Source organism: Flavobacterium fluvii (assembly GCF_900129545.1).
In the GTDB taxonomy this organism is placed as follows: Bacteria; Bacteroidota; Bacteroidia; order Flavobacteriales; family Flavobacteriaceae; genus Flavobacterium; species Flavobacterium fluvii.
The window spans coordinates 224,141-247,112 of record NZ_FQWB01000003.1 but is presented as its reverse complement, the minus strand read 5'-3'; the positions used below and the strand labels follow the sequence as shown (position 1 = coordinate 247,112).

Sequence of the window (22,972 nt, the reverse complement as noted above, 5' to 3'; positions counted from 1 at the left end):
CTTACATAATGAAAAATATAATCTATTTATTGGTGTTTTTGGCTTCATTCACTTCATTTTCACAACAAAAAGCAATTGAAATTACCAACGTCAAAACTGGAAAAGTAAAATATTTTGCAGAAAACCAACGTGTCAAAATCAGAACATTGGATGGGAAAAAGTTGATTGGAAACCTAAAATTTTCAGATAGCCTAAGCTTTACCGTCAACAATCAATCCGTGAAAATAGATAGTTTACAAAGCATAAAAAAGCAACCCAGAACGCTGGCCACAGTCAAAACCGTGGTCTTGATTACCGGGCTTGCAATTGTTGGAGCATCCTTAATTGCAGCTTCCGGAGGGAGCGACTCTGCTTTTTTGATATTCACCATTGGCTCGGGCGTGACCATCAGTGCTGGACTCCTTGAAGGGCTCAATGCCAACAATTCAAACCGAAATTGGAAATTTAAAATTATTGAAAAATAATGCGTAAAAACCTCCAACATATAAAATTAGAAAAGTCGGAAGCCGGAAGCGTGGAGCTGGAAGAAAAACACTTCCTCACCGCCGAGGGAATTTCATTAAAAAAAAACTACTCCGAACAAGACATTGAAAATCTCGAGCATCTTGATTTTGGTGCTGGATTTGCACCCAATTTGCGAGGACCACATACCACCATGTACGTTCGACATCCCTGGACGATTCGGCAATATGCAGGATTTTCCACTGCCGAAGAAAGCAATGCTTTTTACAGAAGAAATCTTGAGGCAGGACAAAAAGGACTTTCGATAGCCTTCGACCTACCCACACATCGCGGTTACGATTCAGACCACGAACGTGTAGCGGGCGATGTAGGTAAAGCGGGGGTTGCCATCGATTCTGTCGAAGATATGAAAATGCTGTTTGACCAGATTCCGCTAGGAGAAATGTCGGTTTCGATGACGATGAACGGTGCCGTTTTACCCATTATGGCGTTCTATATTGTAGCCGCCGAAGAACAGGACGTGAAACCCGAACAACTTTCTGGTACCATCCAAAACGACATCCTGAAAGAGTTCATGGTGCGAAACACCTACATCTATCCACCCGCACAATCGATGAAAATCATTGCCGATATTTTTGAATTTGCCAGCAAGAAAATGCCGAAATTCAACTCCATTTCCATTTCGGGATATCATATGCAGGAAGCTGGAGCCACCGCCGATATCGAATTGGCCTACACCTTGGCCGATGGTTTGGAATACATCCGAACTGGATTGGCAACAGGAATGAAAATCGACGACTTTGCCCCTCGTCTCTCTTTTTTCTGGGCCATCGGAATGAACCATTTCATGGAAATTGCCAAAATGAGGGCTGGGCGACTTATTTGGGCAAAACTGATGAAACAATTCCATCCGAAAGACGATAAATCCTTGGCATTGCGAACTCATTGCCAAACTTCGGGTTGGAGTTTGACCTTGCAAGATCCTTTCAACAACGTGACGCGAACTTGTATTGAAGCGGCGGCAGCGGCTTTTGGGGGTACCCAATCCTTACACACCAACGCCCTCGATGAAGCCATTGCTTTGCCCACCGATTTTTCGGCCAGGATTGCCAGAAACACCCAAATCTATTTGCAGGAAGAAACCAAAATCACCAAAACGGTCGATCCCTGGGCAGGCAGTTTTTACGTGGAAAGTTTGACCAATGAAATTGCCCAAAACGCTTGGAAACTTATCGAAGAAGTGGAAGAACTGGGCGGAATGACCAAAGCCATCGAATCCGGAATCCCGAAACTGCGCATAGAAGAAGCTGCGGCCAGAAAACAAGCCCGAATTGACAGCAGCCAAGACATTATCGTCGGCGTCAACAAATACCGATTGGAAAAAGAAGACCCCTTGCAAATACTCGATGTCGACAATCAAATGGTACGCCAAGAACAGATCAAAAAATTAGAACTAATCAAGTCTAATAGAAATACCAAAAAAGTACAACTCTCACTCGAAAAACTAACCCTTTGTGCCCAAACCGGAGAAGGCAATCTACTGGAATTAGCCATTGAAGCCGCACGATATAGAGCGACTCTAGGCGAAATCAGCACTGCGCTGGAAACCGTATTCGGAAGATATAAAGCACAAATTAAATCCTTTAGTGGCGTGTATAGCAAAGAAATTAAAGACGACGAAAGCTTCGAGAAAGCCAAACAACTAGCCGACGAATTCGCCAAAAAAGAAGGGCGTCGTCCTAGAATAATGATTGCCAAAATGGGACAAGACGGACACGATCGCGGTTCCAAAGTGGTAGCCACCGCTTATGCCGATTTGGGTTTTGACGTGGATATAGGACCTCTTTTTCAAACACCTGCCGAAGCTGCCAAACAAGCCGTGGAAAATGACGTGCATATTCTTGGCATTTCCTCGCTTGCGGCGGGCCACAAAACCCTTGTTCCGCAAGTCATTGAAGAACTCAAGAAATACGGACGCGAAGACATCATGGTTATTGTGGGTGGCGTGATTCCTGCCCAAGATTACCAGTTTTTGTTTGATGCAGGAGCAGTGGCCATTTTTGGACCTGGAACGAAAATCAGTGAAGCGGCGATAAGTATCTTGGAAGTATTGATGGAAGGATAATAGCAAGCTTGACAGTTTAAAAATTCAAAAAACAGCATTAAACACCCAATATTCAATATTTTTTATTAAATTTATTCCTTATAAACCTTTAATGTATAAACCATCATAAACTTAAACTAAACATAATTATGAAAAACAAGTTTTTAATAGGAGGATTGCTGTTGTTTATCTTGACCCTATCCATAGCCTGCAATCAAAAGAAAGAAGAACCAACCGCAGCCACTCCAGCCATTGACAACGAACAAATCAAGACTGAAATTCAAGCCGTGGAAGATGCCTTTGCGGCAGTTTACAATTCAGGAAACATTGACGCCTTGACCTATTATGCAGATGATGCCACGAGTTTTTTCAACGGAAAATTACCTTTGGTTGGTAAAGACGCCATTCATCAATCCATAAAAGAAGAACTGGCCAATTTTACAAAAGGAGACAAAATTTCCTTTGAAACCAAAGAAGTTTATGTTTCTGAAAACGGGAATCATGTAGTGGAAATTGGAGCTTACAAATTTGTAGATTCCACAGGCGCAAAATTACGAAGCGGAAACTACTTTAGTTTATTTAAAAAAATAGACGGTAAATACAAATGCATTAGGGATATGGGCAACTCTGAACCAGCTGATCCAACAGTAAAATAAAAAAAGACACATACAAAATAAAAGCACTTCAATCGAGGTGCTTTTATTTTGTATGCCAAAACCAGAAACGTACCTTTAAGATCCTAAATATGTCCAAACTTCCCAATATTGGCACCAGTATTTTTACTCTGATGTCCAAAATGGCAGTCGAACACAATGCCATCAACCTGTCACAGGGTTTTCCCAATTTTCCTGTTGACGAAAGACTAACCGACATTTTGTCCAGAATTTCAAAAGAAGACATACATCAATACCTCCCGATGTCGGGCTATCCTCCTTTATTGTTGAAAATCAAAAAGCTTGTAGAAAAAGGATACCAAAGAAACATTCAGCCCGAAACGGAACTGTTGGTAACTGCCGGCGCCACACAAGCCATTTTTACAGCCATCCAGGCTTTGGTAAACTCAAATAACGAAGTAGTTATGCTCGATCCAAGCTACGACTGTTATGAAGCACCCGTTTTGTTGTGCAATGCAAAAACCGTTCGAGTCGATTTGAATGACGACTATACGCCCAATTGGGAGCGCATAGAAAAAGCCTTTTCTTCCAAAACAAAAATGATGATCATCAATAATCCACACAATCCAACAGGAAAAACTTGGACTGAATCAGATTTTTTGGCTTTAGAAAATCTATTGGAAAAATATCCCGAAGTAGTTCTGTTGTCGGATGAAGTCTATGAATATATCACTTTTGGGCCGAAACATATATCGGTTCATTCCCGTCCAAAACTCTTCAATCGCAGTATGGTAGTTTCCTCTTTTGGAAAATCATTCCACATCACGGGTTGGAAAGTGGGCTATCTCGTTGCTCCAGAACATTTAATGGTGGAAATCAAAAAAGTGCACCAGTTCTTGGTTTTCAGCGTCAACAGCATTTCCCAAGTTGCCATTAGCGAATATTTGGACTTGGTTTCGGTGGAGGAACTGGGAACTTTCTATCAAGAAAAAAGGGATTATTTCAGGAAATTGCTCCAAAACAGCCGCTTTGAATTGATGCCCTGTGAAGGAACCTATTTTCAGGTGGCTTCCTATGCTGCCATTTCCAGTGAAAATGATGTCGATTTTTGCAAGCGATTGATCACCGAACATGGAGTGGCAGCTATCCCCATCTCTATTTTTTATGCCGATGCAAAGGATCTGAAACTCGTTCGATTTTGTTTTGCAAAAGACAATACTACATTGGAAGAAGCGGCAAAAAGATTATGCGCTATTTAAAAATTGTCATTTCGTTTTCACTTTGTCATTTTGGGCAATTATGTCATTTCGACGAAGGAGACCCGAGCGACAGCGAACAGGCGAAGCAAATCACATAACGAGAGTAACAATTGTGAGCAACTTATGTGATTTCTCCCTCTGGTCGAAATGACAAAAAAATAGTAAATTATGCTAAATCCACAATTAGGTTTTCATTCCTATTACGTTTATATTATCACGAATAAATATCGTTCTACGTTTTATATTGGCATAACCAATAATTTAAAAATACGATTACAGCAACATAAAAATAATATCGAAACAAATACCAAAACATTTGCTTCTAAATACAATATAGAATTCTTAGTCTTTTACGAAAAGTTCACTTGGGTTCAAGAAGCCATTGCAAGAGAAAAAGAGTTGAAAAAATGGAGAAGAGATAAAAAACTGGCATTAATTCGTGATTTTAATCCAAAATTAGAATTCCTTGATCATCATTTTGAGTAAGCTTTATCAATTCATATCCACTTTGTCATTTCTACGAAGGAGAAATCACATAACGAGAGCAATTACAATGAGCAACTTATTTGAGCAATTGAAGTTAGCAACTTATGTTATTTGCTTCGCCTGTTCGCTGTCGCCCGGGTCTCCCTTTGGTCGAAATCACAAAAAATTCAGCCATACCTCCTCTTTACTATGCACGCCTACCAACTATTTTTCCTTATATTTACCTAGATAAAATTAAGACTATGGATTTCTCGGCAAAAATGCTTCGTGATGATGCCTTAAAAGGCAAAGTAATTGTGGTAACCGGCGGCGGAAGCGGATTGGGCAAAGCCATGACCCGCTATTTCATGGAACTCGGTGCCAATGTAGCCATCAGCTCCCGTGATTTGGATAAATTGCAAAACACGGCCAAGGAACTGGAAACCGAAACGGGAGGAATCTGTTTGGCAGTGCAATGTGATGTGCGCCATTACGACCAAGTCGAAGCAATGTTACAGGAGGTTTTAAAAGCCTTCGGAAAAGTGGACGTCTTGCTCAACAATGCCGCGGGAAATTTCATCTCCCCCACCGAAAGATTGTCGGCCAACGCTTTTGACACCGTGATTGACATCGTGCTAAAAGGCTCCAAAAACTGCACGCTCGCTTTCGGAAAACATTGGATAGACACCAAACAAACGGCATCAACGATATTGAATATCGTGACCACTTATGCTTTCACTGGTTCAGCTTATGTAGTACCGAGTGCAGCTGCCAAAGCGGGTGTCTTGGCAATGACAAGAAGTTTAGCCGTTGAATGGGCAAAATATGGAATTCGCACCAATGCAATAGCTCCAGGACCATTTCCTACCAAAGGAGCTTGGGACAGATTGTTGCCCGGCGACTTGGCCGAGAAGTTTGACATGTCCAAAAAAGTACCATTGAAACGTGTGGGAAACCATCAGGAATTGGCCAATCTGGCTGCCTATCTGGTCTCCGATTTTTCAGCCTACATCAATGGGGAGGTCATTGTCATTGACGGTGGCGAATGGCTCAAAGGTGCCGGAGAATTCAATATCCTGGAAGCCATTCCAGAGGAACTTTGGGATCAATTGGAAATGATGATCAAGGCGAAGAAGAATAGTTGACAGTTTTCAGATTGCAGTGGGCAGGTTGTAATAATAAAATTAAAAGTGCCTAGCTAATTGGCGGGATTTTGTTTTACACTTAAAACAGCAAAAAACAAAGGTATAATCCATTCTTTCATTAAACGATAACTTTTTTAATGAAATGTATCGAGAACTCTTATATTGTAGGCTTCTCGATACAATTTTGAATAGTAAAGCTTGTCGCATAACTATTCAAAATCACTCGAAGAGACGGTACTTTTTTATTTCAGTAAATTCAAAAGTAAAACGGTATAATTTCCTTCATTGAATATAGCATTCTTCCCATTTCTTTTACAAGTTTCTTTTAGACAAAACATCCAAAACATCTTCAATACAAAAGTCATAATACCGGCAATATTCCTTTATGGTAACTTTTTGATGTTTTTCCTTGTTCAAGGCTTTCTTGAGGATTTGTATTTCTTTACGGGCATAACTCTCACTTTTGTCGGTAAGCAGCATAATGTCACTGGTATATATTACGATCCTGTCCATATTTTTCATTTATAACCTCATTTTTTGAATGAATTATAAAATTAGTTATCTAAACCACAGCATCGTTGAAAAGTTTTTAACAGCCTAAAAAAGAAGGATTCAAACCCCAGCATCAAAAAAAATCAAAAAGCATCCTTTTTGATAAAAATAAAAAAACACACCTATCAAAAAAGCACAAAATAAGGTAATACAAAGTGATCTAATTGTTAATAAGTTATGAGTTGCTTTGGATACAAGTGGCGAATTTTTATTGGGAAGGTTGCGGAAAGGTTGCAGGAAGATTGCGGGAAGGTATATGAGAGACTGTAAGTCATCCATTAATTGGTTTCCTGTTCAAGGTTTTGGCAGGAAGTGAGGAAAACGATCAAAACAGTATTTATTTTTGTTTTTAGCTTTATATTTATTCACCCCTTTTAATCGACAAATTGCGTGACATTCCCTATTATATGGACTGAAACGCCAAATGCTCCCATAACCGTTGATCCAGTACCCAGTTCTTGCAACAAGGAATCCAACGGCTTAGCTTTGATGTATTATTCATTTAAAAACCTAAATTATGGGAAAGTTAACAGGCATTATCAAGTTTAAAGGAACGTTTGACGGATTAACCTTTTACAAGAGTCCAGACGGTTATTTGGTCAAAACCAAAAGTGGCGTCAGCAAAAGCAGGATCATGAACGACCCGGCCTTTGTACGCACCCGGGAAAACCTCAGCGAGTTTTCCTTGAACGCAAAATCGGGCAAGGCACTTCGGCAATCGATTGGTCCTCTGTTGCATCGGGCAAAAGACTCCAAACTCTCGAGCCGGATGTTGCAGTTGATGAACAGCATCAAAAACCATGATGGCAGTTCTGCCCGTGGCGAGCGACTGGTTCGTTTGGGAATGGACAATCCAGAAGGCAAGCTGCTGTTGAAAGGGTTTGATTTTAATTTACACGCCCCCTTGTCCTCTGTATTGCATGCATTCTATTCGGTGGATTTGAGCACTGGAATCCTCAGCATTCCCGATTTTAACCCACAAGAGCATTTGAGTGTTCCAGCAGGTGCCACCCACGTCAGTTTCTGTTCGGCCTACGTGGATCTGGATTTTGAAACGGGTGATTATGACAGTCGCTATAGTCCTCCCAGTATTTTGTTGTTGGACAACAGCATTTCGACCCTAGTATTGACTCCAGAAGCAATTCCCACGGGGACAGGGACACGATTTCATTTGCTGTTAATCGAGTTTTTCCAAGACGTCAATGGGGTGCAGTATTCTTTGCGCAACGGGATGTTTAATGTCTTGAACGTGGTGGAGGTGGTTTAGATTGCAGATTGTAGATTTAAGAATATAGAGTAAAGATTTTAGATTTAGAAAGGTAACAGATTGAATGTCTTAAAATGACTGAGAAACCTCGCTGGATTGGCGGGGTTTTGTTTTTTCAAACAATATCTAATATCTTTTAAACCATATAAGGTCATTTAAGTTTACTGTCAAAGCAAATCTAAATGGTTTGTTATTTTGGAAATTACAAAAACCTTAATTCACAACTTCTTTATTGGTTGAATTCCCATTAAAATAATAATTCACGAAATAGGCGAATAAAAACAACATAACGGGACGCATAGGAAACATATACCGCTGCTCGGAATGAAAGACAAAGACATACAACAAAGACCAAGACCAGAGCAAAAGAAGAGGGATTACTATTTGGTATTTCTTTTGTCTCCACAAAATCACTATCGTGGCCATCGAAAAGAAAACCAGGATATAATTAATACTATTGATGTAGATGTGGATACCCCATTTCACTAAATTGCTCTTGTTGGATTTCATCAACGGTGAAATGACAAAAGTCTGGGATTGAAAAAATTTCAAACTGTATTGTCTTAATGTAAGTACTGGATGATGAACAATATCATTCATTACCCAATGAATGTAATAGCTCGTTTTGTCCAAATGTTTTTCCTCGCAAATGGAGTCCAGTTCATTCCTTTTTTTTAAATTATTGAGATAATCGGAAGACTCAAATCCATCTTGACCATGTTGTGGCAACCAATTAAATGGGTCATCCCGCAATTCGTATCGTGACCAAAGTAAATGTTTTCTAAAAATGTCTTTTTTGAAAGCTCCATCCGTGTTGTTGATTTTTTTTTCGACCAAAGCCAATGTTACCATCATAAAAGCAAGAGACGAAATAAAAATAATTTTATTTTTCCATTCCGATTGTATCGTTAAAAAATACAAGGAAAACAACACCAGAAAAGGCAATAAATTGGGTCTGGTTCCCGACACGATTACCAAAGAAAAGGACAGCAACAAATAATATTTTACCGAATTGGTATTTGCAGTAATTTTTAACCAGACATAAACAAAGAGAGAAACCCCAAAAAAAGCGGCACTTTCGGCCAAAATTCCCATAGCGTAGTAAACATGAATGGGAAACAGGATCAAAACAACGATAGACCAAAATTTGGATGTATCGGAGAAGTTCATTAAATCAAAAGAAGCGAACAAATAATAGACTGCCCAACAAGTGGCCATGCAATTAAAAACAATTCCAAAAAGATAAAATAGGCCGTCATCATGAAAAACATAGGCCAAAGAATAGGGAATCAAATAATAAAACAAAGTAAACAGTCCTTTGTCAATACGAACAGTTCCCCGAAAGCCGTCAGCAATATATTGAATTAACTGAAGAGTGCCTTCGTGGTATTCTCCATCCCCAAAAGGCTTGGGTTTGAAGGGCAAAAAATAAAATACCACGCACACTAAAGCGGTTATTAAAACAGGGTTTTTGGTGACAAAATCAATTATTCTCTTCATAGGGTATTCAATTCTTTATCTTGGGTTTATTCACCCACAAACTCCACCAACCCACGGTTCTCCCCAAGGCTTCGGTAAAAGCTTGTTTTCTTTTGGTAGTGGTAAATGTATTCGAAAAACGGATCAAAGCCAATAATATAGTGATGGAATGCCATTTTATTTTGGCGTTTATCGACGGCGTTGGATTCTTGACTCTCCAAACATACCAGCCGTTTCGCACCACCATTTTACCGTATTGGTATTGGTTGGGGCGTCCCATGACAGCATGATAGTGGTATAGTTTTGCCCCAGTGTTTACGTATAACTTACCTGTTTTCGCCACCCTCAGCGTGAAATCAGCATCTTCATACAAGCCATAACCCTCAAAATAAGTAGAAAATTTCAAGATATCAAAAACTTCTTTTCTAAAAGAGGAAACCCCTCCCATCAATTGCTCCACTTCATAAATTTTTCCCGATGGAGGCAAAAAACCAACGCTTCTCCCGTGTGAAAATTTAGGAGAAAACCCAGGTGGACAATCGCTGTCCAAGCCCAATTTCTTTCTAAGAACGAATCGGCTGCCATCTTTACGCTTCCATCCATCAAAGAAAAATTCGTCTATACTGGGTTGGTAATCCTCTCCAACAAATTCACATTGGGATTCATTCCCGATATATCCCCCTACTCCTAAAGCTTCTGGATAAATTTCATAGGTTTTCAGTAATTGCTCGAAATAATCCTTTTCCAAAATGGTGTCGTCATCCAAAAAACAAACCACATTTACCATATTATCGATTCTTTCAACACCATAATTCCTCTGTTTGGTCAAACCTCGATGTTCTGGTGGAACAGCAAAATAATGCAGGTTGGGGAATGGATTATCCTTTAGGGCAATTTCCGTTTCTTGATTCATTGAGCCGTCAACAATCAGGATTTCATCGGGATACAGGGTTTGCTCCTGAACTGATTGCAACAATTGGAGCAAGGGCTTGGGACGCATATACGTACAGATAATGAGGGAAAATTTCATCTATTATTGGTGTCTTGTTCCTAAATTCATTAGTTTTCGAGCATAAAAAATCGATTTTTTAAATTGAAGATTCTTGTATGGAAGTCTCAATAGCCGATATAAAAAAGAAAGTTTTGCACCTTCAAACAGATATAAACTAAAATACTTGTATTTATATTCCACTAGTTGCTGAGGCGTGAATTGTTTCATAATACCATACACAATGGTTGGGCTTGGAACGGGTTTAACCCATTTTACAGGAGTATCAAGCTCCCAAGGCTGTATTTTTCTTTTCTTGCCCATAATTTTGGCCTGGTTTCCCCAAAAACGATAGCCTCCGCTTGGTGGTTTTAAGTGCAAATTTGTTGAAAAAGGGTTACTCAAAACGGCAACGCCGATTTTCGTCAAAGACATCCCAAAATCAGCATCTTCTCCATAGCCTCCATCAAAATTGACATCATTCCCAACCAACTCCTCTACATGTATTTTTTTTACACAAGAATTAGCATTGCTAAACATTTGCGCATTTCCCACAAGAAATCTTTTATCACCCAATCTTGCCAATTTATCATTCAAATCATTTAAGTCTTGAGCAGGATGACTCGCTCTAATATCCAATCCGTTACACGCACCAGTCTTATAGGTTTGCAAGAACCGGACGTGGTTTTCTATAAAATCAGGAGTAATTCTAATATCATCATCTCCAAAAACTATGTAATCACCATCACAAAATGCAATTGCTTCATTTCTCGCCCTGCAACTTCCTTTGGTTTCTTGCCATTTAATAATCAATTCGAATGGATATTCTTTGACTTTATACAAAGATTCATTTCTTTCGTCTTTGGGCGTGGCATCGACCACTACTACTTGACTAGGCTTATAATTTTGGACGGCCAAATCTTCTAATAACTGCAGCGCATAGTCTTGGCGAAACATAGTGGGAATAATATAACTTACAGAGGGATTACCTTCTATTTGGTTTAGTTTACGGGGAGGAATTCTATAGTTATCCGTTCGTTTTTTATATTTGTTCAAGGCACAATAAAACGCTTTCCATTCTGAAATTTTCCAAAACCCCATTCGATAAATCATAAAAACGGCATGGCTGGGTTTGTAATTTTTTCTAAAAAAAAGATGGCGGTCTCTTTTGGAAATAATTACTTTTTCGACAGCAGCTGCAGGAAACAACCCTTTTACATATAAAGTGACTCCTCCTATAAAACGATTCAATCGAAATCCAAAATCCAAAGCTTGCATTTGGGGGTTTTCAAAATCTGTATCAAAACCATTGGTCATTTCCCATAGTGATTTTCGAACGGCAAAGGCATTGGGATTAATTCTCCAACTTACGCATTCATTCAAATTGTCAAAATCATTCAAATACCAAAAAAACACTGCGGTTTGATACACTAATTCCGGAAAAGCATTTTTATATCCTTGATCAAAAGAACTGTGCCAAATATCCCCTGGGCCTTTTGACAATTCATCTAATTTATCAAAATCAGGAGTGCCATTATAGACAATAATTTCTCCTGATGTTGTGGTATATTCTTTTAATTCCAAAATCATCTTATTCTTTTATAATTGAATCGTAAAAAGCCATACTCTCCCGGCTAACCACTCTTATGTCAAACTTATCAACTACTTTTTCTCGTGCGGCTTTTCCAAATGCAAACATTAAATCAGGATTATTTAAAAGAGTATTGATTTGCATGGCATATTCCTTGTGTTCTTTTGGGTTAACCAAATAACCTTCTTTTCCATCCTCAATAATCTCCTTTGCCCAACCAATATTGGAAGCTACAACCGCTTTTTGCATCGCCATAGCTTCAATCCAAGAAACGGGTAAAGCCTCGGCGAAAGAAGGAAAAACACAAACCGTCGCCAACTCTATTTGCTTTTTTATTTCCTGATAAGGAACACTTCCCAAATAACTGACCTTTTGCAAAGCTCCGTCCATAAATAGTTCTTGCATCATTGCCCAAGTCGATGAATTTCCCGAAACAATATCAGGCACATCTTTACCCACCAAAACGAGTTGAACCTCGGGATTATTTCGAATCACTTCATTGAAAATAAAAGGCAATTCCAGCAAACCTTTTTTCCGAATCAAACTACCGAAATACAATATAGTATTATTGTCATTGCTGTTGTCATTACTATTGAACAAATCAACATCAATAGAATTGGGTATTATGGTAAATTTTCTTTTCAATCCAAAAACTTCATTCGTCAAATCAGCAGTGAATTGACTAACGGACAATAAACCATCTGCCTTTTGAAGTGCTCTTTTTTCGTGAAATTTATTCATCCATTTCACGGGACGGTTGTCCAAATGACAGAAATAAGTGTCGCATCCGTTAAGTCTTATGACAATTGGGCACTTTTCGGGTTGGATAAAGGAAGTGATACCCGTCCAATCCGGTGCTTCCAGCAAGTCGATTGCTGTATTGGCGTACAATTGATTGATGATGCGCTCCAGCTTTTTTCGGGTCAGCCACCAGGACAACCCTTTGAATTTTACGTTTTGAATTTGTTGAACAATAATCCCATAATCATTAAAAACATCCTCTTCTTTTTGACCATAGACCAACACCCGAACCGAACAGCCTTCTGCCAAGAGCCCTCTAGCCAAGTTCTTTATGCTCGTTCCAATCCCACCGGAATTTCCTGTTTTGTGATGTGGGTATTCGGGAGTCAGGAAAGCTATTTGCATAATAACTGTATGTGTTCGTTGACCATTTTTTCCAAATTGAAATCCTTTTCTATTTGTAAACTAAAGTCTTTGTCTATTTTCAAATCCCCTAAAACAATATTCTTTAGAATTGTTGCCAACTGTTGATAATTACCGGCATTAAAAAGAAACCCATTTGTATTTTCCTCAATCACGGAAAGCACATTTCCAGCCTCCAATGTGGTAACAACTGGAACCTTGCATACTAAACTTTCAATAATAGAATAGCAAAATGTTTCACCATGTGAAGGCTGAATTAAAAATGCATATTCCGAATAAAGTTTATTTAAGTTTGAAGAACTTCCTTCATAATTAACAATGCCAGCGAGATTAAACTTATTGGTCAATCTTCTCAATTCCCCTTCATAAGGTCCTTCCCCAAAAACATCAATCTGCATTTGATTTGTAATATTGCTCTCCAAAAGAGACAAGGCCTTCAATAAATCTTGAATTCCTTTAGATTCTCGCAAATGGGAGGTGAGTATAAATTTATTCTTGTTTTCTCGGATTCGTTTCACAAAGACCGAAGTATCGATTCCATTATAAACAACAGTTGTTTTCTTGTCTAGAAAGAAACCATAATCTTTGAGAATGTGCTTTCGAGTATATTCGGAAACTCCGATGAACTGGTCTATATAGCGGGAATACAAAATTCCTTTTGCTTTATTTTTTAAAATCTTGGAAAGTGGAAAACCTTCCAGAGGTCTTGGATTGTGATCCACCACTATCGTTTGTTGAATGCCCTCCCCTTTTGCTTTTTTGAAAAAAGAGGTACACAAAGCCAAAAAATGAGTAACCAAAATATCGTATCGTAGGTTTTCTTGATTTACTTTTTTCAAGAAAAAAGATTCCACATTTTGGTTATTGGCACTAAAAATGGTCAATCTCGAATAGAAATAAAAGGGTTCATAATCCAAAAAATACCATTCAACCTCATAACCCAATTCTTTTGCTTTTTTATCATACCCCACATAAAACCGATCCATTCCGCCAATGCGATTGGGATTCAGTGCATAATTGCAAACAACGGCTATTTTTTTATTTTTAGTCATTCCAATGGGATAAAGTGGTGGCAATTCGTTTGCTGGTTCCCTCCAGTGATTCACTTACTTGCAAATCAATCATCGCTTTTCTTTCTGCAGTTCTTTCCTTTGGGTTATTCAAAGCGTCATTGATTTGGTTGATCAATTCGGTTTCATTTTTGGCAATAGTCACCGATTTACTATCGACCACTTTTTTGAAATGATCGAAATTCAGAAAACGTTGGTCGTTGTACATTCCATTTTCGGGATTGCCAAAAACGGTATTGATAACGGGCTTGTCAAACAACATAAAATCCAAACTCATCGTCGAGCACATATTAATGTTCAAATCTACGTATTCCAACAAGGAACGCAAGTCTTTTATGTCCTCTTCGGACGGCACGCGTTGCGACCAAGTTTCTGCGTGATTTTCTCTGGTCAAAACCCATTTGGGAACATTCCATTTTATTTCTGTAAATTCCTCTCGAATGGTCTTGAATCTGGAATGGTCTTCGGCAGGAGAAGTCCTGACTACCAATTGCACCTTGGCTTGAATACTATTGTTTCTAATGGCATTGGCAATAGCTCGAATTACTATTGGGTCGTTGGATCCAATGGAAACATCGGCACAGCTGTAGCAAATGGTTTTCAAATTAGCATCCAAACTGAATTTGGCATAAAATTCATCGGCGGTAGTTTTGTATTTTGCCATCACATAAGGCTCAAATTGAGGAGTCCCCACCACTTTTACCTTTTCGGTTGAAACCGTTGGATAAAAATACAATAATTCCGATTGCATCAAATGACTCCAAACCAGGAAATAATCAAAAGTTCCTAACATTCTTCCTTTTGAGGCTAGATTGTCCCAACTAAAAATAAAAGTACTGGTCGGTATTTTCAATTGCTGGGCCGCATATAAAAACGGAGCCAAAAACGGCGGTCTTTGATGGGTAAAAAACAAATGTGAAGGTTTGTCTTCCTTGAGAAGTTGCAAATACGATTGAGTAATTTTATTTTTGGAAAAGAACAAAAACTGCCACTTTTCGGCTAATAAAATACTGGCATCCGAATGGATAAAACGAGTGCAACAATAAATCAACTTGACCAATAATGCCCGAGCTGAATTGTTTTTGGGATAGCCTGTTTCCAAATTATCTTTCATCCCATAAAAAGACTGGTGCTTTTGCAAATGGGCCACTTCTTTCCATTTCCTGAAAAACCAAACCGGTTTGGATTCTACATAAACGTCCAATTCCTTGATAGTTATGTTGGGTTGCGAAATAGTATTATAAGCATATATCGGCAAACCCGAATATAGGGTTATTGAATCAAACTGTTGTATAGCTTCGGCAATGAAATCACTCATGATAAAATTGCGAAAACCCACTCCATCTGTTATAACTATTCCCAGTTTTTTCATTTTTTTTACAATCATTCTTTTACAATCATTCTTTTACAATCATTTTTTTTACAATCTGAATTCTCATCATTATCCTTTTATTTATCTTTCTAACCTTTTGGATTATGAAAAAAGTTTTATGTTTAAAAACTATGGGGGTTGGAACAATTTTGTTTTCAAATTTTAATATTTTTAATATTTTGTTGATTCTGTTAGTATGCTTTTTATTGACACCATAAGAGCGGGCATACCAAGTGTGATACAACAGTACTTTCTCTTCAAAATAAACCACATTTGTTATTGGGTCTTCTTGAAAAGGTTGGTTAGAATCCAAAAAAAGAAATTGTTTTTTATTTCTTCTTAACCAAAGGTAGAAACAATAATAGGGTTCATAGATACTTGACACATCATAATTACCCTTTAAATGTGACAAATCATCGTCAAACTCGTTCTTTGCGATAAATTGATTCTTTGTGACTTCAATTGTATTCCAAATAGCTTCGATCTCCTTAAAATTAATTATTGAAAAAAAAGTGTTCATTAAATAAGGATTATACACGCGATGCGAAATAAGCCCTCCATCACGAATACCACAAGCAGTAAAATTTTCAGATTTCATTTTTTGTATTATATCAAAAACCATGTTGGGATCCTCAAACAAAACGTCTTCATCTGCCATTATTAACCATTCTATGCTTTTGCCTTTCAGTTTTTGCATCATGTAAAAAATACTGTCAAGACCGTGCATGCCATTAGTTCCGTCAATAACATATTTTTGAATGTTTTTCGGAAATAATTGGGAACTTTTTTGATACAGTTCTTTATTGATGACCGTAGTTAACATTGCAATATTAGAATCACCCATTTTTCTTCATATTATTAACAAGATAATTAGATGGTTCATCATTGTCCCCTTTATAAATAAAAATCATGTTATGGTAAAAATGAATGGATATTACATGTTTGTCAAAATATGACTTTTTATAGCCCGGTATCATAAACTCTTGGTGATTCAAAGAATCAATCAAAGATTTAAAATAGTCATATATTGTTCCTTTATAATTAAAATCTTTCGAAGTTCCTCCATAATCCTCCCAATAGGAAGTTTGAGTATCCTCAATTACATAAATACCTCCCTTTTTTAGTTTAGGAAATAAAAACTCAAACGATTTGATTACATGTTCGTTTATATGGCTCCCATCATCTATAATTAAGTCAAATTCTCCTATTTGATTACAAATAGAAGCAAGAAACAATTCATCAACTTGACTTCCTTCAAAGATTTTTATTCTTCTTTCTTCTTGTGGTGATTTATTATAAATATCAATAGCATATATTTTTCCAAATGGAAAAAACTTTTTCCACATTCGAAGCGAATTTCCTCCTTCAAAAGGACTTTCATACCCACCAACTCCAATCTCTAGAAGATTGATACTCTTGAATCTTAATTTCTTGAAATGGCTATTATAGTGTGGCGTGTAAAAATGTCTTCCCCACTTATCCGAACGATAAATTTTAGCCAAAATTGTTAAGTTGTCAGATACAAAGTAGGCCATAGAATTATTGATGACGCTTTTTACTTTATCTTTTTGATGTGAAGAAAACTTGGACTTTATATTGATTATGAAATTTTTCACTTAACTGTCTCTTAATTATTCTTAATTATTGGTTGTCCAAATATCAACATTTTAGATGGTTTCCAAAAACAATTGAATATAATTATCAATACTGGACAAATTGATTTTTTTAAAATAGTATAACTTTAAAACTACTATTTTTCCATATTATTAATTCCAAAAAGTTGCTCTACTATCATTCTAGTAAAAACTGCTGCTCCTTTTTTATTCAGATGACCACAAGTGGCAAACAGGCTATCCTCTTTTATAAAATTGCTATAATCATGCAATTCCGGAATCCTGTGATTGAGTTTAGAAAAAAAATCTCTATTGTTGGCATACTTGCAAAAAGGAGCTATAAAAGGAATTAATTGCACCTTATTTATTTTACTTATGGCAACTATTTCGTCATAGTATTTATTTTTTGAAGCCATCACTTTGGGCAAATCTTGTCTTAAATTGGTATTAAGAGTTCCATCTAAAGGTACAAATCCATTTGTTTTATAAAACTTAGCTTTTTTTTTCATTAAAGTTATTACTAATTCTCTTAAACCAATTTTGGAATCAAGTTTGCAATACCTGTAAAAGGGAAAATAGGCAAGACCAAATTCATTCTCGATTTTATCTTGATAATGATGATATATGGTTTTGTTTGTTGCTAAATAAGGCAAAAACTCTGCTTGTATACCCTCTGCCGAAGCTTCAGATAAAAATTGTAAATCGACTTGCAATATTATTTTATCGGTGGTATTTCCTTTCTCGAAAAAAAGTTTCAATAACAAACTATCTTCACATAAACTTCCTCCACTCATTCCAAAGTTATACACATTCAAACCCGATTTATGAAACATTTCTGGTATTAAATGATTTTCTGCCCTTGAAGAACCTAGTATAATGGCATCATAATGTTTTGGAGATGCATTCATTGCATACTGTACTTTATTTCTTGCAACTGAATTGGAATAAACAAAAGTATATAGTCCATCTAAAGCCAACATTGACAATAAAGTTAGCATTACATAAACTACAATTGTTTTAATAAATTTATTCATCTAAAACTGGAAATTAATAAATCGTCTGAATTAAAAAACATCAAAAAATTATAATTACATCTATTATAAATATAATTTTTAATAATTATGATTCCCTTTACTTTACCAATAGTTCCTCCGCAAGAATTTCTGTAAATCGTCTGGCCCCTCTGTCATTCAAATGATTACAATTCTCAAACATTTGATCATCATTAATTGCAGTAGAAAAATCTATTAATTCTGGTATTTTAATTTTTAATTTGGATGTGAAATCCTTATTTTTATTATTCTTGCAAAACGGGGCACAATAGTACACCACATCAATCTTGTTTTTTTTACAAAAGCCTCTAATGCTGTCAAAAACAGCATTATTGTTTATTATGCTATTAGGCAATGAGCCTTTTAAATATTTTGAATTTCCTTGCAAAGCAACATATCCTTTATTGGCTACAATAGTTGTTTTTTTGTGTATCACATTAGAAAAAACCTCCCTAAATCCAATTCTTAAATCATTCGAGCAATATCTGAAAAAAGGAAGATAATAATTAGCTATGGGATTTCTGGAATATTCATTGGAATACTGTTTCGTGATTTCATTTTCTCTAATAAAAGGAATCATCTCGAATTGAAAAATATTGGAATTTCCGTCAACATTATTATAGATGTAATCTATTTGAATTAAAATTTTTTCATAATGGATGTTGTATTTTTTTATTAACTGTAAAACAGTAAAAATATCGCCTGCTTTTGAGGCTTGAAAACCAAGATTAACAGCCGTTTTATTTGTCTTTTGTATTATTACTGATGGTATGATTCCATTTTCTACTCTTGATGAACCCAAAAAAATATAATCCACTTTCGTGTCTTCTAAACTTCTTAAATACTGAAATTTAGTACGGGGATAAGAGACCTCATATATTTTGGTATATCCAATATCCAATATTGACATCATTAGTAGAATCAACGCTAAACCTCCAACTATATAGCTACTAAATTTTTTCATCTAAAACTGGAAATAAATAAAATCACTTGGATTGGAATAAGCACCGAAAATTAATATTGCCATTAGTATTGCCAAAGCTTTAAGAACTGCAAACTTTCCAGCAATGGGATGTTCTTTTTCTCGTGATTTCCATTCAAAAACGACAAACAGCCCCAACAATAAAAGCAATTCTACAGAATACCTCTCGAAATCTAAATATTGAATTACCCCTCTAAAGTCAAAACTGAACATCATCTTAATATAGGAACAAGCTTCAGCAACCGTTTTAGCCCTAAAAAATATCCATGCAAAAGTGGTCAAACTGAAGGTAAGCAGCATACTCAAAAATTCTTTTATTGTAGGCAAGTTTTTCCCTTTTGCAACCGTGTCCAAATTGTTTCTGTTATTCTGCGTAATCAAAAGAGGTAAAAAAAAGACCGCGTGCAAGGATCCCCAAACAATAAAAGTCCAATTGGCTCCGTGCCAAAAACCACTCACTAAAAAAACAATAAAAGTATTCCTGACTTTCATCCAAGTCCCCCCTCTACTGCCTCCCAATGGAATGTATAAATAATCCCGAAACCATGACGACAAGGAAATATGCCAACGACGCCAAAACTCGGCTATGTCTCTTGAAAAATAAGGATAGTTAAAATTACGAAGTAAATCGATTCCGAATAGTTTCGAAGTTCCTAAAGCAATATCGGAATACCCACTAAAATCCCCATATATCTGGAAGGAAAAATAAACAGCCCCCAACAACAAGGACAAGGAATTCATGGACTCGTAATGGTCAAATATGTCATTGGCATACAAGGCACAATTATCGGCTATGACTACTTTTTTGAATAATCCCCAAATGATTTGATGTACTCCATCCATGGCTATGTTATAGTCAAAAAATCGGCGCTTTTTAATTTGTGGCAATAAATGAGTGGCACGCTCTATGGGTCCAGCCACCAATAGAGGAAAATAACCTACGAAAAGAGAATAGGTAATAATATTTCTTTCCGGTTCGATTCGCCCTTTATAAATATCAATGACATAAGACAAGCCGTGAAAGGTATAAAAGGAAATTCCAACAGGTAAAATCACTTTCAATGTCCAAAAATTGGAATGTATTCCCATGACTGATAGTGCTTCGGCAAAGGAATCGGCAAAGAAATTATAATACTTAAAAATCCCCAGAAACCCTAGATTTACTATAATACTCAACCAAAACCATTTTTTTTTATGGTTAAGATTTTTGGCTTCCGCCATTTTTATTCCAGTAAAATAATCCAACGCTGTAGAAAATACCAGCAGAAACAGAAAACGCCAGTCCCAGCAGGCATAAAAAAAATAACTGGCCATCAACAACAAAACATTTTGCAGACCTAAACTTTTTTTATTGACCCACCAATATAGTGCGAAAACAATGGGAAGAAATAGTAAAAAGGAAAATGAATTAAATAGCATTATATATTTTAATTAGTAAGACTGATAACATTTATAATGACTCGTTTTCTAAAGTTAATACACATTAATTTATTCTACTTGGAAACCGTTTGTTTCTGATGGTTAAAAAATATTTTTCAATATGAGTAGTCATAAATATACCTGTAAAAATACTGATAGCTGAGGTCACAAAAAAAACAAAAAAAGAATTAAATTCTATTTTCAAAAAATACACGTTGATAACCGAAAAAACAAAATTGACAACCCCATGAATGATGTAGATGGAATAGGATGAAAAACCTATTTTACTAATACTGTCCACAATATGCTTTGAGAAAAGCTTATCCAACCTAATATTGATGCTCTCTTCCAATAGAAAATAGAGCAATACAATCCCAAATGAAACATAAAGAAATGTGAATCCGAAAGTTCGTACAAAAAAAGACTCTTCAAAATCAATAAAAGGGGTAAAAGCAACCAACACAAAAGCCGAAATCATCAAAATGGTTTTGTAAGAACTAAAAAAGTGGGTCAAGTATTTATTTTTAAAATAATACAAATAAGAAATAAATACTCCCGCCAATAGAGAATCTATTCTAAGATGTGACATGGTAATATTTTTATCCTCATCTTCAAGAAAATAAACATTGCTTATTAGTCTCATGACAAGACAAAAGACCATTACGCAAATTAACGCCATTTCAAATTGACCCAGTTTGTTTGAATTAGAAGTCTCCTTAAAATGGAACGCGTTTCTCTTTATCACAAAAAAAAGAATGGCTGCAAATCCAAAATAAAAATGTTCTTCCACCGCCAACGACCACGTTGGTACATAGGCATATCCCCAACCCCAAACATAGTTCTGTACAAAAAATAGATCCGCAAGAAATCCTTTTAATTCGAATTGATGCTTGGCAATTTTAGGCGCTAAATATAAAAAATAAGACAAATAATAAATAGGGTAAATCTTAAACCCTCTTCTTATCAAAAACAAGCCTGGCTTTATGTTTCCATACCTGAGATACTCTTTGAACAACAAGCCCGAAACCAAAAACCCGCTCAATACAAAAAACAAGTCCACCCCAATCCACCCCATTTTTCTGGTAAATTCAAAAAGTAATTGATGCCGCATCAAAACAAGTAGTATGGCTATACCCCTTAGAAAATCAAGTTCCCTTAGCCTATTATTCTTTATAATCATTAATTAAATTGTTTGTGGCAACTGCTTTTTGTTAATCTGTTATAAAAACTATATTGCTCTACTAGGAAAATATTGGTCTCTGTAATTCAAAAAACATTTTTCAACTTTATAGGTCATTAGAAATCCTGTCCCTATAGAAACAACCGACACAAGCAGAAAACACAAATAACGGTTGTCTAAATTTAATAACCGAACCAAATATATAACGAAAGAATGAATTACATAAATAGAATAAGAGGAAAATCTAATTTTTGAAATAAAAGAAACTAAAACTGTGGAAAAAATTCGATTAATTCTAGAATTGATTTGGGAATCGAGCAAAAAATGAAGAATCAGAATACCAAATGCAATATATAACATTGTAAAACCAATAGTTTTTACAAAAAAAGAGCCAATGGGTTCTATAAATGGGGTGAAAGAAATAAAGAAAAAGGACAAGACCAATAAATACTTTTGATATTTTGAATAATACAAAATCAATTTATTTCTCTTGAAATGATACCAATATGAAATTAATACTCCTGCCAATAGAGAATCTATTCTTAAATGTGACATTGTAGTGTTTCTAACCATTTGATTGGGAAATTCAATATTTGAAATAATTCTCAAAATAAAAACACAAACTAATGCTACTAACAATAGTTTTTCAAAAGCCGAAAATCGATTCTCGGTAAAATCATTAAACCGTATTAATTTTTTATTAAATATCAACCATAAAAGCAATACCAAACCAAAATAAAAATGCTCCTCCACAGCTAAAGACCAACTGGCAGGATAGCCATATCCCCAACCCAAAGCATAATTCTGAATAAAAACTAAATCAAAAAATACTTTCTTCAATTTTAAATTATGCTCCATAATTATTGCCAAAATGTACAAAATATAGGTCAGGTAATAAATGGGATAAATCTTGAATCCCCTTTGAATTAAAAACAATTTAGGATCGATAACCCCAAATTTTTGAAACTCCTTAAATAACAAACCGGAGACTAAAAAACCACTGAGAACAAAAAACAAATCAACACCAATCCAACCCATCTGTTTTAAAAAAGAGAACAATAACTGATGACGAAATAACACCAAAAGTATAGCAATACCTCTCAAAAAATCAAGCTCTCTTCGTCTATTCTTTTTTTCAATCACTTCCTCTTGCATAGCTTTTTTTTGGCCCTTATTATAAATCAAATTTAAATT

The 22,972-nt window shown here is 36.1% G+C and carries 21 protein-coding genes; 7 read left to right on the top strand and 14 right to left on the bottom strand.

Annotated features, from left to right (window positions below):
* Positions 1-8 precede the first annotated feature (8 nt).
* From BUC16_RS08870 to BUC16_RS08845, 6 genes are all read left to right on the top strand, one after another.
* Entirely contained in the window at positions 9-464 is a 456-nt protein-coding gene (locus BUC16_RS08870) for a hypothetical protein (RefSeq protein ID WP_073369907.1), read from the top strand.
* Complete coding sequence (gene scpA, locus BUC16_RS08865) at positions 464-2,587, top strand: methylmalonyl-CoA mutase (RefSeq protein ID WP_141226112.1); 2,124 nt, start codon at positions 464-466, stop codon at positions 2,585-2,587. Before BUC16_RS08870 ends, scpA begins: the two co-directional genes overlap by 1 nt.
* A gap of 128 nt (positions 2,588-2,715) precedes the next feature.
* Positions 2,716-3,222, top strand: a complete 507-nt coding sequence (locus tag BUC16_RS08860; protein WP_073369904.1) for a YybH family protein — start codon at positions 2,716-2,718, stop codon at positions 3,220-3,222.
* 89 nt (positions 3,223-3,311) lie between these two features.
* A complete protein-coding gene (locus BUC16_RS08855; protein ID WP_073369902.1) occupies positions 3,312-4,439 on the top strand; it encodes a methionine aminotransferase in 1,128 nt (375 codons plus the stop codon).
* Positions 4,440-4,607: 168 nt separating this feature from the next.
* A complete protein-coding gene (locus BUC16_RS08850) occupies positions 4,608-4,925 on the top strand; it encodes a GIY-YIG nuclease family protein (protein ID WP_073369899.1) in 318 nt (105 codons plus the stop codon).
* Between the two features lie 242 nt (positions 4,926-5,167).
* Positions 5,168-6,049, top strand: coding sequence for an SDR family oxidoreductase (locus tag BUC16_RS08845; RefSeq protein WP_073369897.1), 882 nt, complete (start codon positions 5,168-5,170; stop codon positions 6,047-6,049).
* A 312-nt stretch (positions 6,050-6,361) separates the two neighbouring features.
* On the opposite strand, the gene BUC16_RS08840 is transcribed toward BUC16_RS08845, so the two are convergent.
* Positions 6,362-6,571: a hypothetical protein gene (locus BUC16_RS08840; RefSeq protein WP_073369895.1), complete on the bottom strand. Its 210-nt coding sequence runs from the start codon at positions 6,569-6,571 to the stop codon at positions 6,362-6,364.
* A gap of 547 nt (positions 6,572-7,118) precedes the next feature.
* Here BUC16_RS08840 and BUC16_RS08835 point away from each other — a divergent pair.
* A complete protein-coding gene (locus BUC16_RS08835) occupies positions 7,119-7,868 on the top strand; it encodes a hypothetical protein (protein ID WP_073369893.1) in 750 nt (249 codons plus the stop codon).
* Between the two features lie 213 nt (positions 7,869-8,081).
* Here BUC16_RS08835 and BUC16_RS08830 read toward each other — a convergent pair whose 3' ends face one another.
* The 13 genes from BUC16_RS08830 to BUC16_RS08770 all read right to left on the bottom strand — a co-directional run bounded on the left by BUC16_RS08830 (position 8,082) and on the right by BUC16_RS08770 (position 22,963).
* Positions 8,082-9,368 carry a hypothetical protein gene (locus BUC16_RS08830; RefSeq protein ID WP_073369891.1) on the bottom strand — a complete coding sequence of 429 codons (1,287 nt, stop codon included), beginning with the start codon at positions 9,366-9,368 and terminating at the stop codon, positions 8,082-8,084.
* A gap of 7 nt (positions 9,369-9,375) precedes the next feature.
* Entirely contained in the window at positions 9,376-10,377 is a 1,002-nt protein-coding gene (locus tag BUC16_RS08825) for a glycosyltransferase family 2 protein (protein ID WP_073369889.1), read from the bottom strand.
* 3 nt (positions 10,378-10,380) lie between these two features.
* Complete coding sequence (locus BUC16_RS08820) at positions 10,381-11,925, bottom strand: glycosyltransferase family 2 protein (RefSeq protein WP_073369887.1); 1,545 nt, start codon at positions 11,923-11,925, stop codon at positions 10,381-10,383.
* A gap of 1 nt (position 11,926) precedes the next feature.
* Positions 11,927-13,072 (bottom strand): glycosyltransferase family 4 protein, encoded by a 1,146-nt coding sequence (locus BUC16_RS08815; RefSeq protein WP_073369886.1) that lies wholly within the window; start codon positions 13,070-13,072, stop codon positions 11,927-11,929.
* Positions 13,063-14,142 carry a glycosyltransferase family 4 protein gene (locus BUC16_RS08810; RefSeq protein WP_084546131.1) on the bottom strand — a complete coding sequence of 360 codons (1,080 nt, stop codon included), beginning with the start codon at positions 14,140-14,142 and terminating at the stop codon, positions 13,063-13,065. Before BUC16_RS08810 ends, BUC16_RS08815 begins: the two co-directional genes overlap by 10 nt.
* Positions 14,135-15,532, bottom strand: a complete 1,398-nt coding sequence (locus BUC16_RS08805) for a CDP-glycerol glycerophosphotransferase family protein (RefSeq protein WP_073370232.1) — start codon at positions 15,530-15,532, stop codon at positions 14,135-14,137. The genes BUC16_RS08810 and BUC16_RS08805 overlap by 8 nt, the downstream gene beginning before the upstream one ends.
* Positions 15,533-15,557: 25 nt before the next feature.
* On the bottom strand, positions 15,558-16,376 hold the full coding sequence (locus BUC16_RS08800) for a hypothetical protein (protein ID WP_073369884.1): 819 nt from the start codon (positions 16,374-16,376) through the stop codon (positions 15,558-15,560).
* Positions 16,369-17,148, bottom strand: a complete 780-nt coding sequence (locus tag BUC16_RS08795; protein ID WP_073369882.1) for a class I SAM-dependent methyltransferase — start codon at positions 17,146-17,148, stop codon at positions 16,369-16,371. The genes BUC16_RS08800 and BUC16_RS08795 overlap by 8 nt, the downstream gene beginning before the upstream one ends.
* A 134-nt stretch (positions 17,149-17,282) precedes the next feature.
* Entirely contained in the window at positions 17,283-18,179 is an 897-nt protein-coding gene (locus BUC16_RS08790; RefSeq protein WP_073369880.1) for a hypothetical protein, read from the bottom strand.
* A 97-nt stretch (positions 18,180-18,276) separates the two neighbouring features.
* Positions 18,277-19,161 carry a hypothetical protein gene (locus BUC16_RS08785; protein ID WP_073369878.1) on the bottom strand — a complete coding sequence of 295 codons (885 nt, stop codon included), beginning with the start codon at positions 19,159-19,161 and terminating at the stop codon, positions 18,277-18,279.
* Positions 19,162-20,598 (bottom strand): MBOAT family O-acyltransferase, encoded by a 1,437-nt coding sequence (locus BUC16_RS08780; RefSeq protein ID WP_073369876.1) that lies wholly within the window; start codon positions 20,596-20,598, stop codon positions 19,162-19,164.
* Positions 20,599-20,662: 64 nt separating this feature from the next.
* Positions 20,663-21,778, bottom strand: coding sequence for an acyltransferase family protein (locus BUC16_RS08775; protein WP_073369874.1), 1,116 nt, complete (start codon positions 21,776-21,778; stop codon positions 20,663-20,665).
* A gap of 48 nt (positions 21,779-21,826) precedes the next feature.
* A complete protein-coding gene (locus tag BUC16_RS08770; RefSeq protein ID WP_141226111.1) occupies positions 21,827-22,963 on the bottom strand; it encodes an acyltransferase family protein in 1,137 nt (378 codons plus the stop codon).
* Positions 22,964-22,972 lie beyond the last annotated feature (9 nt).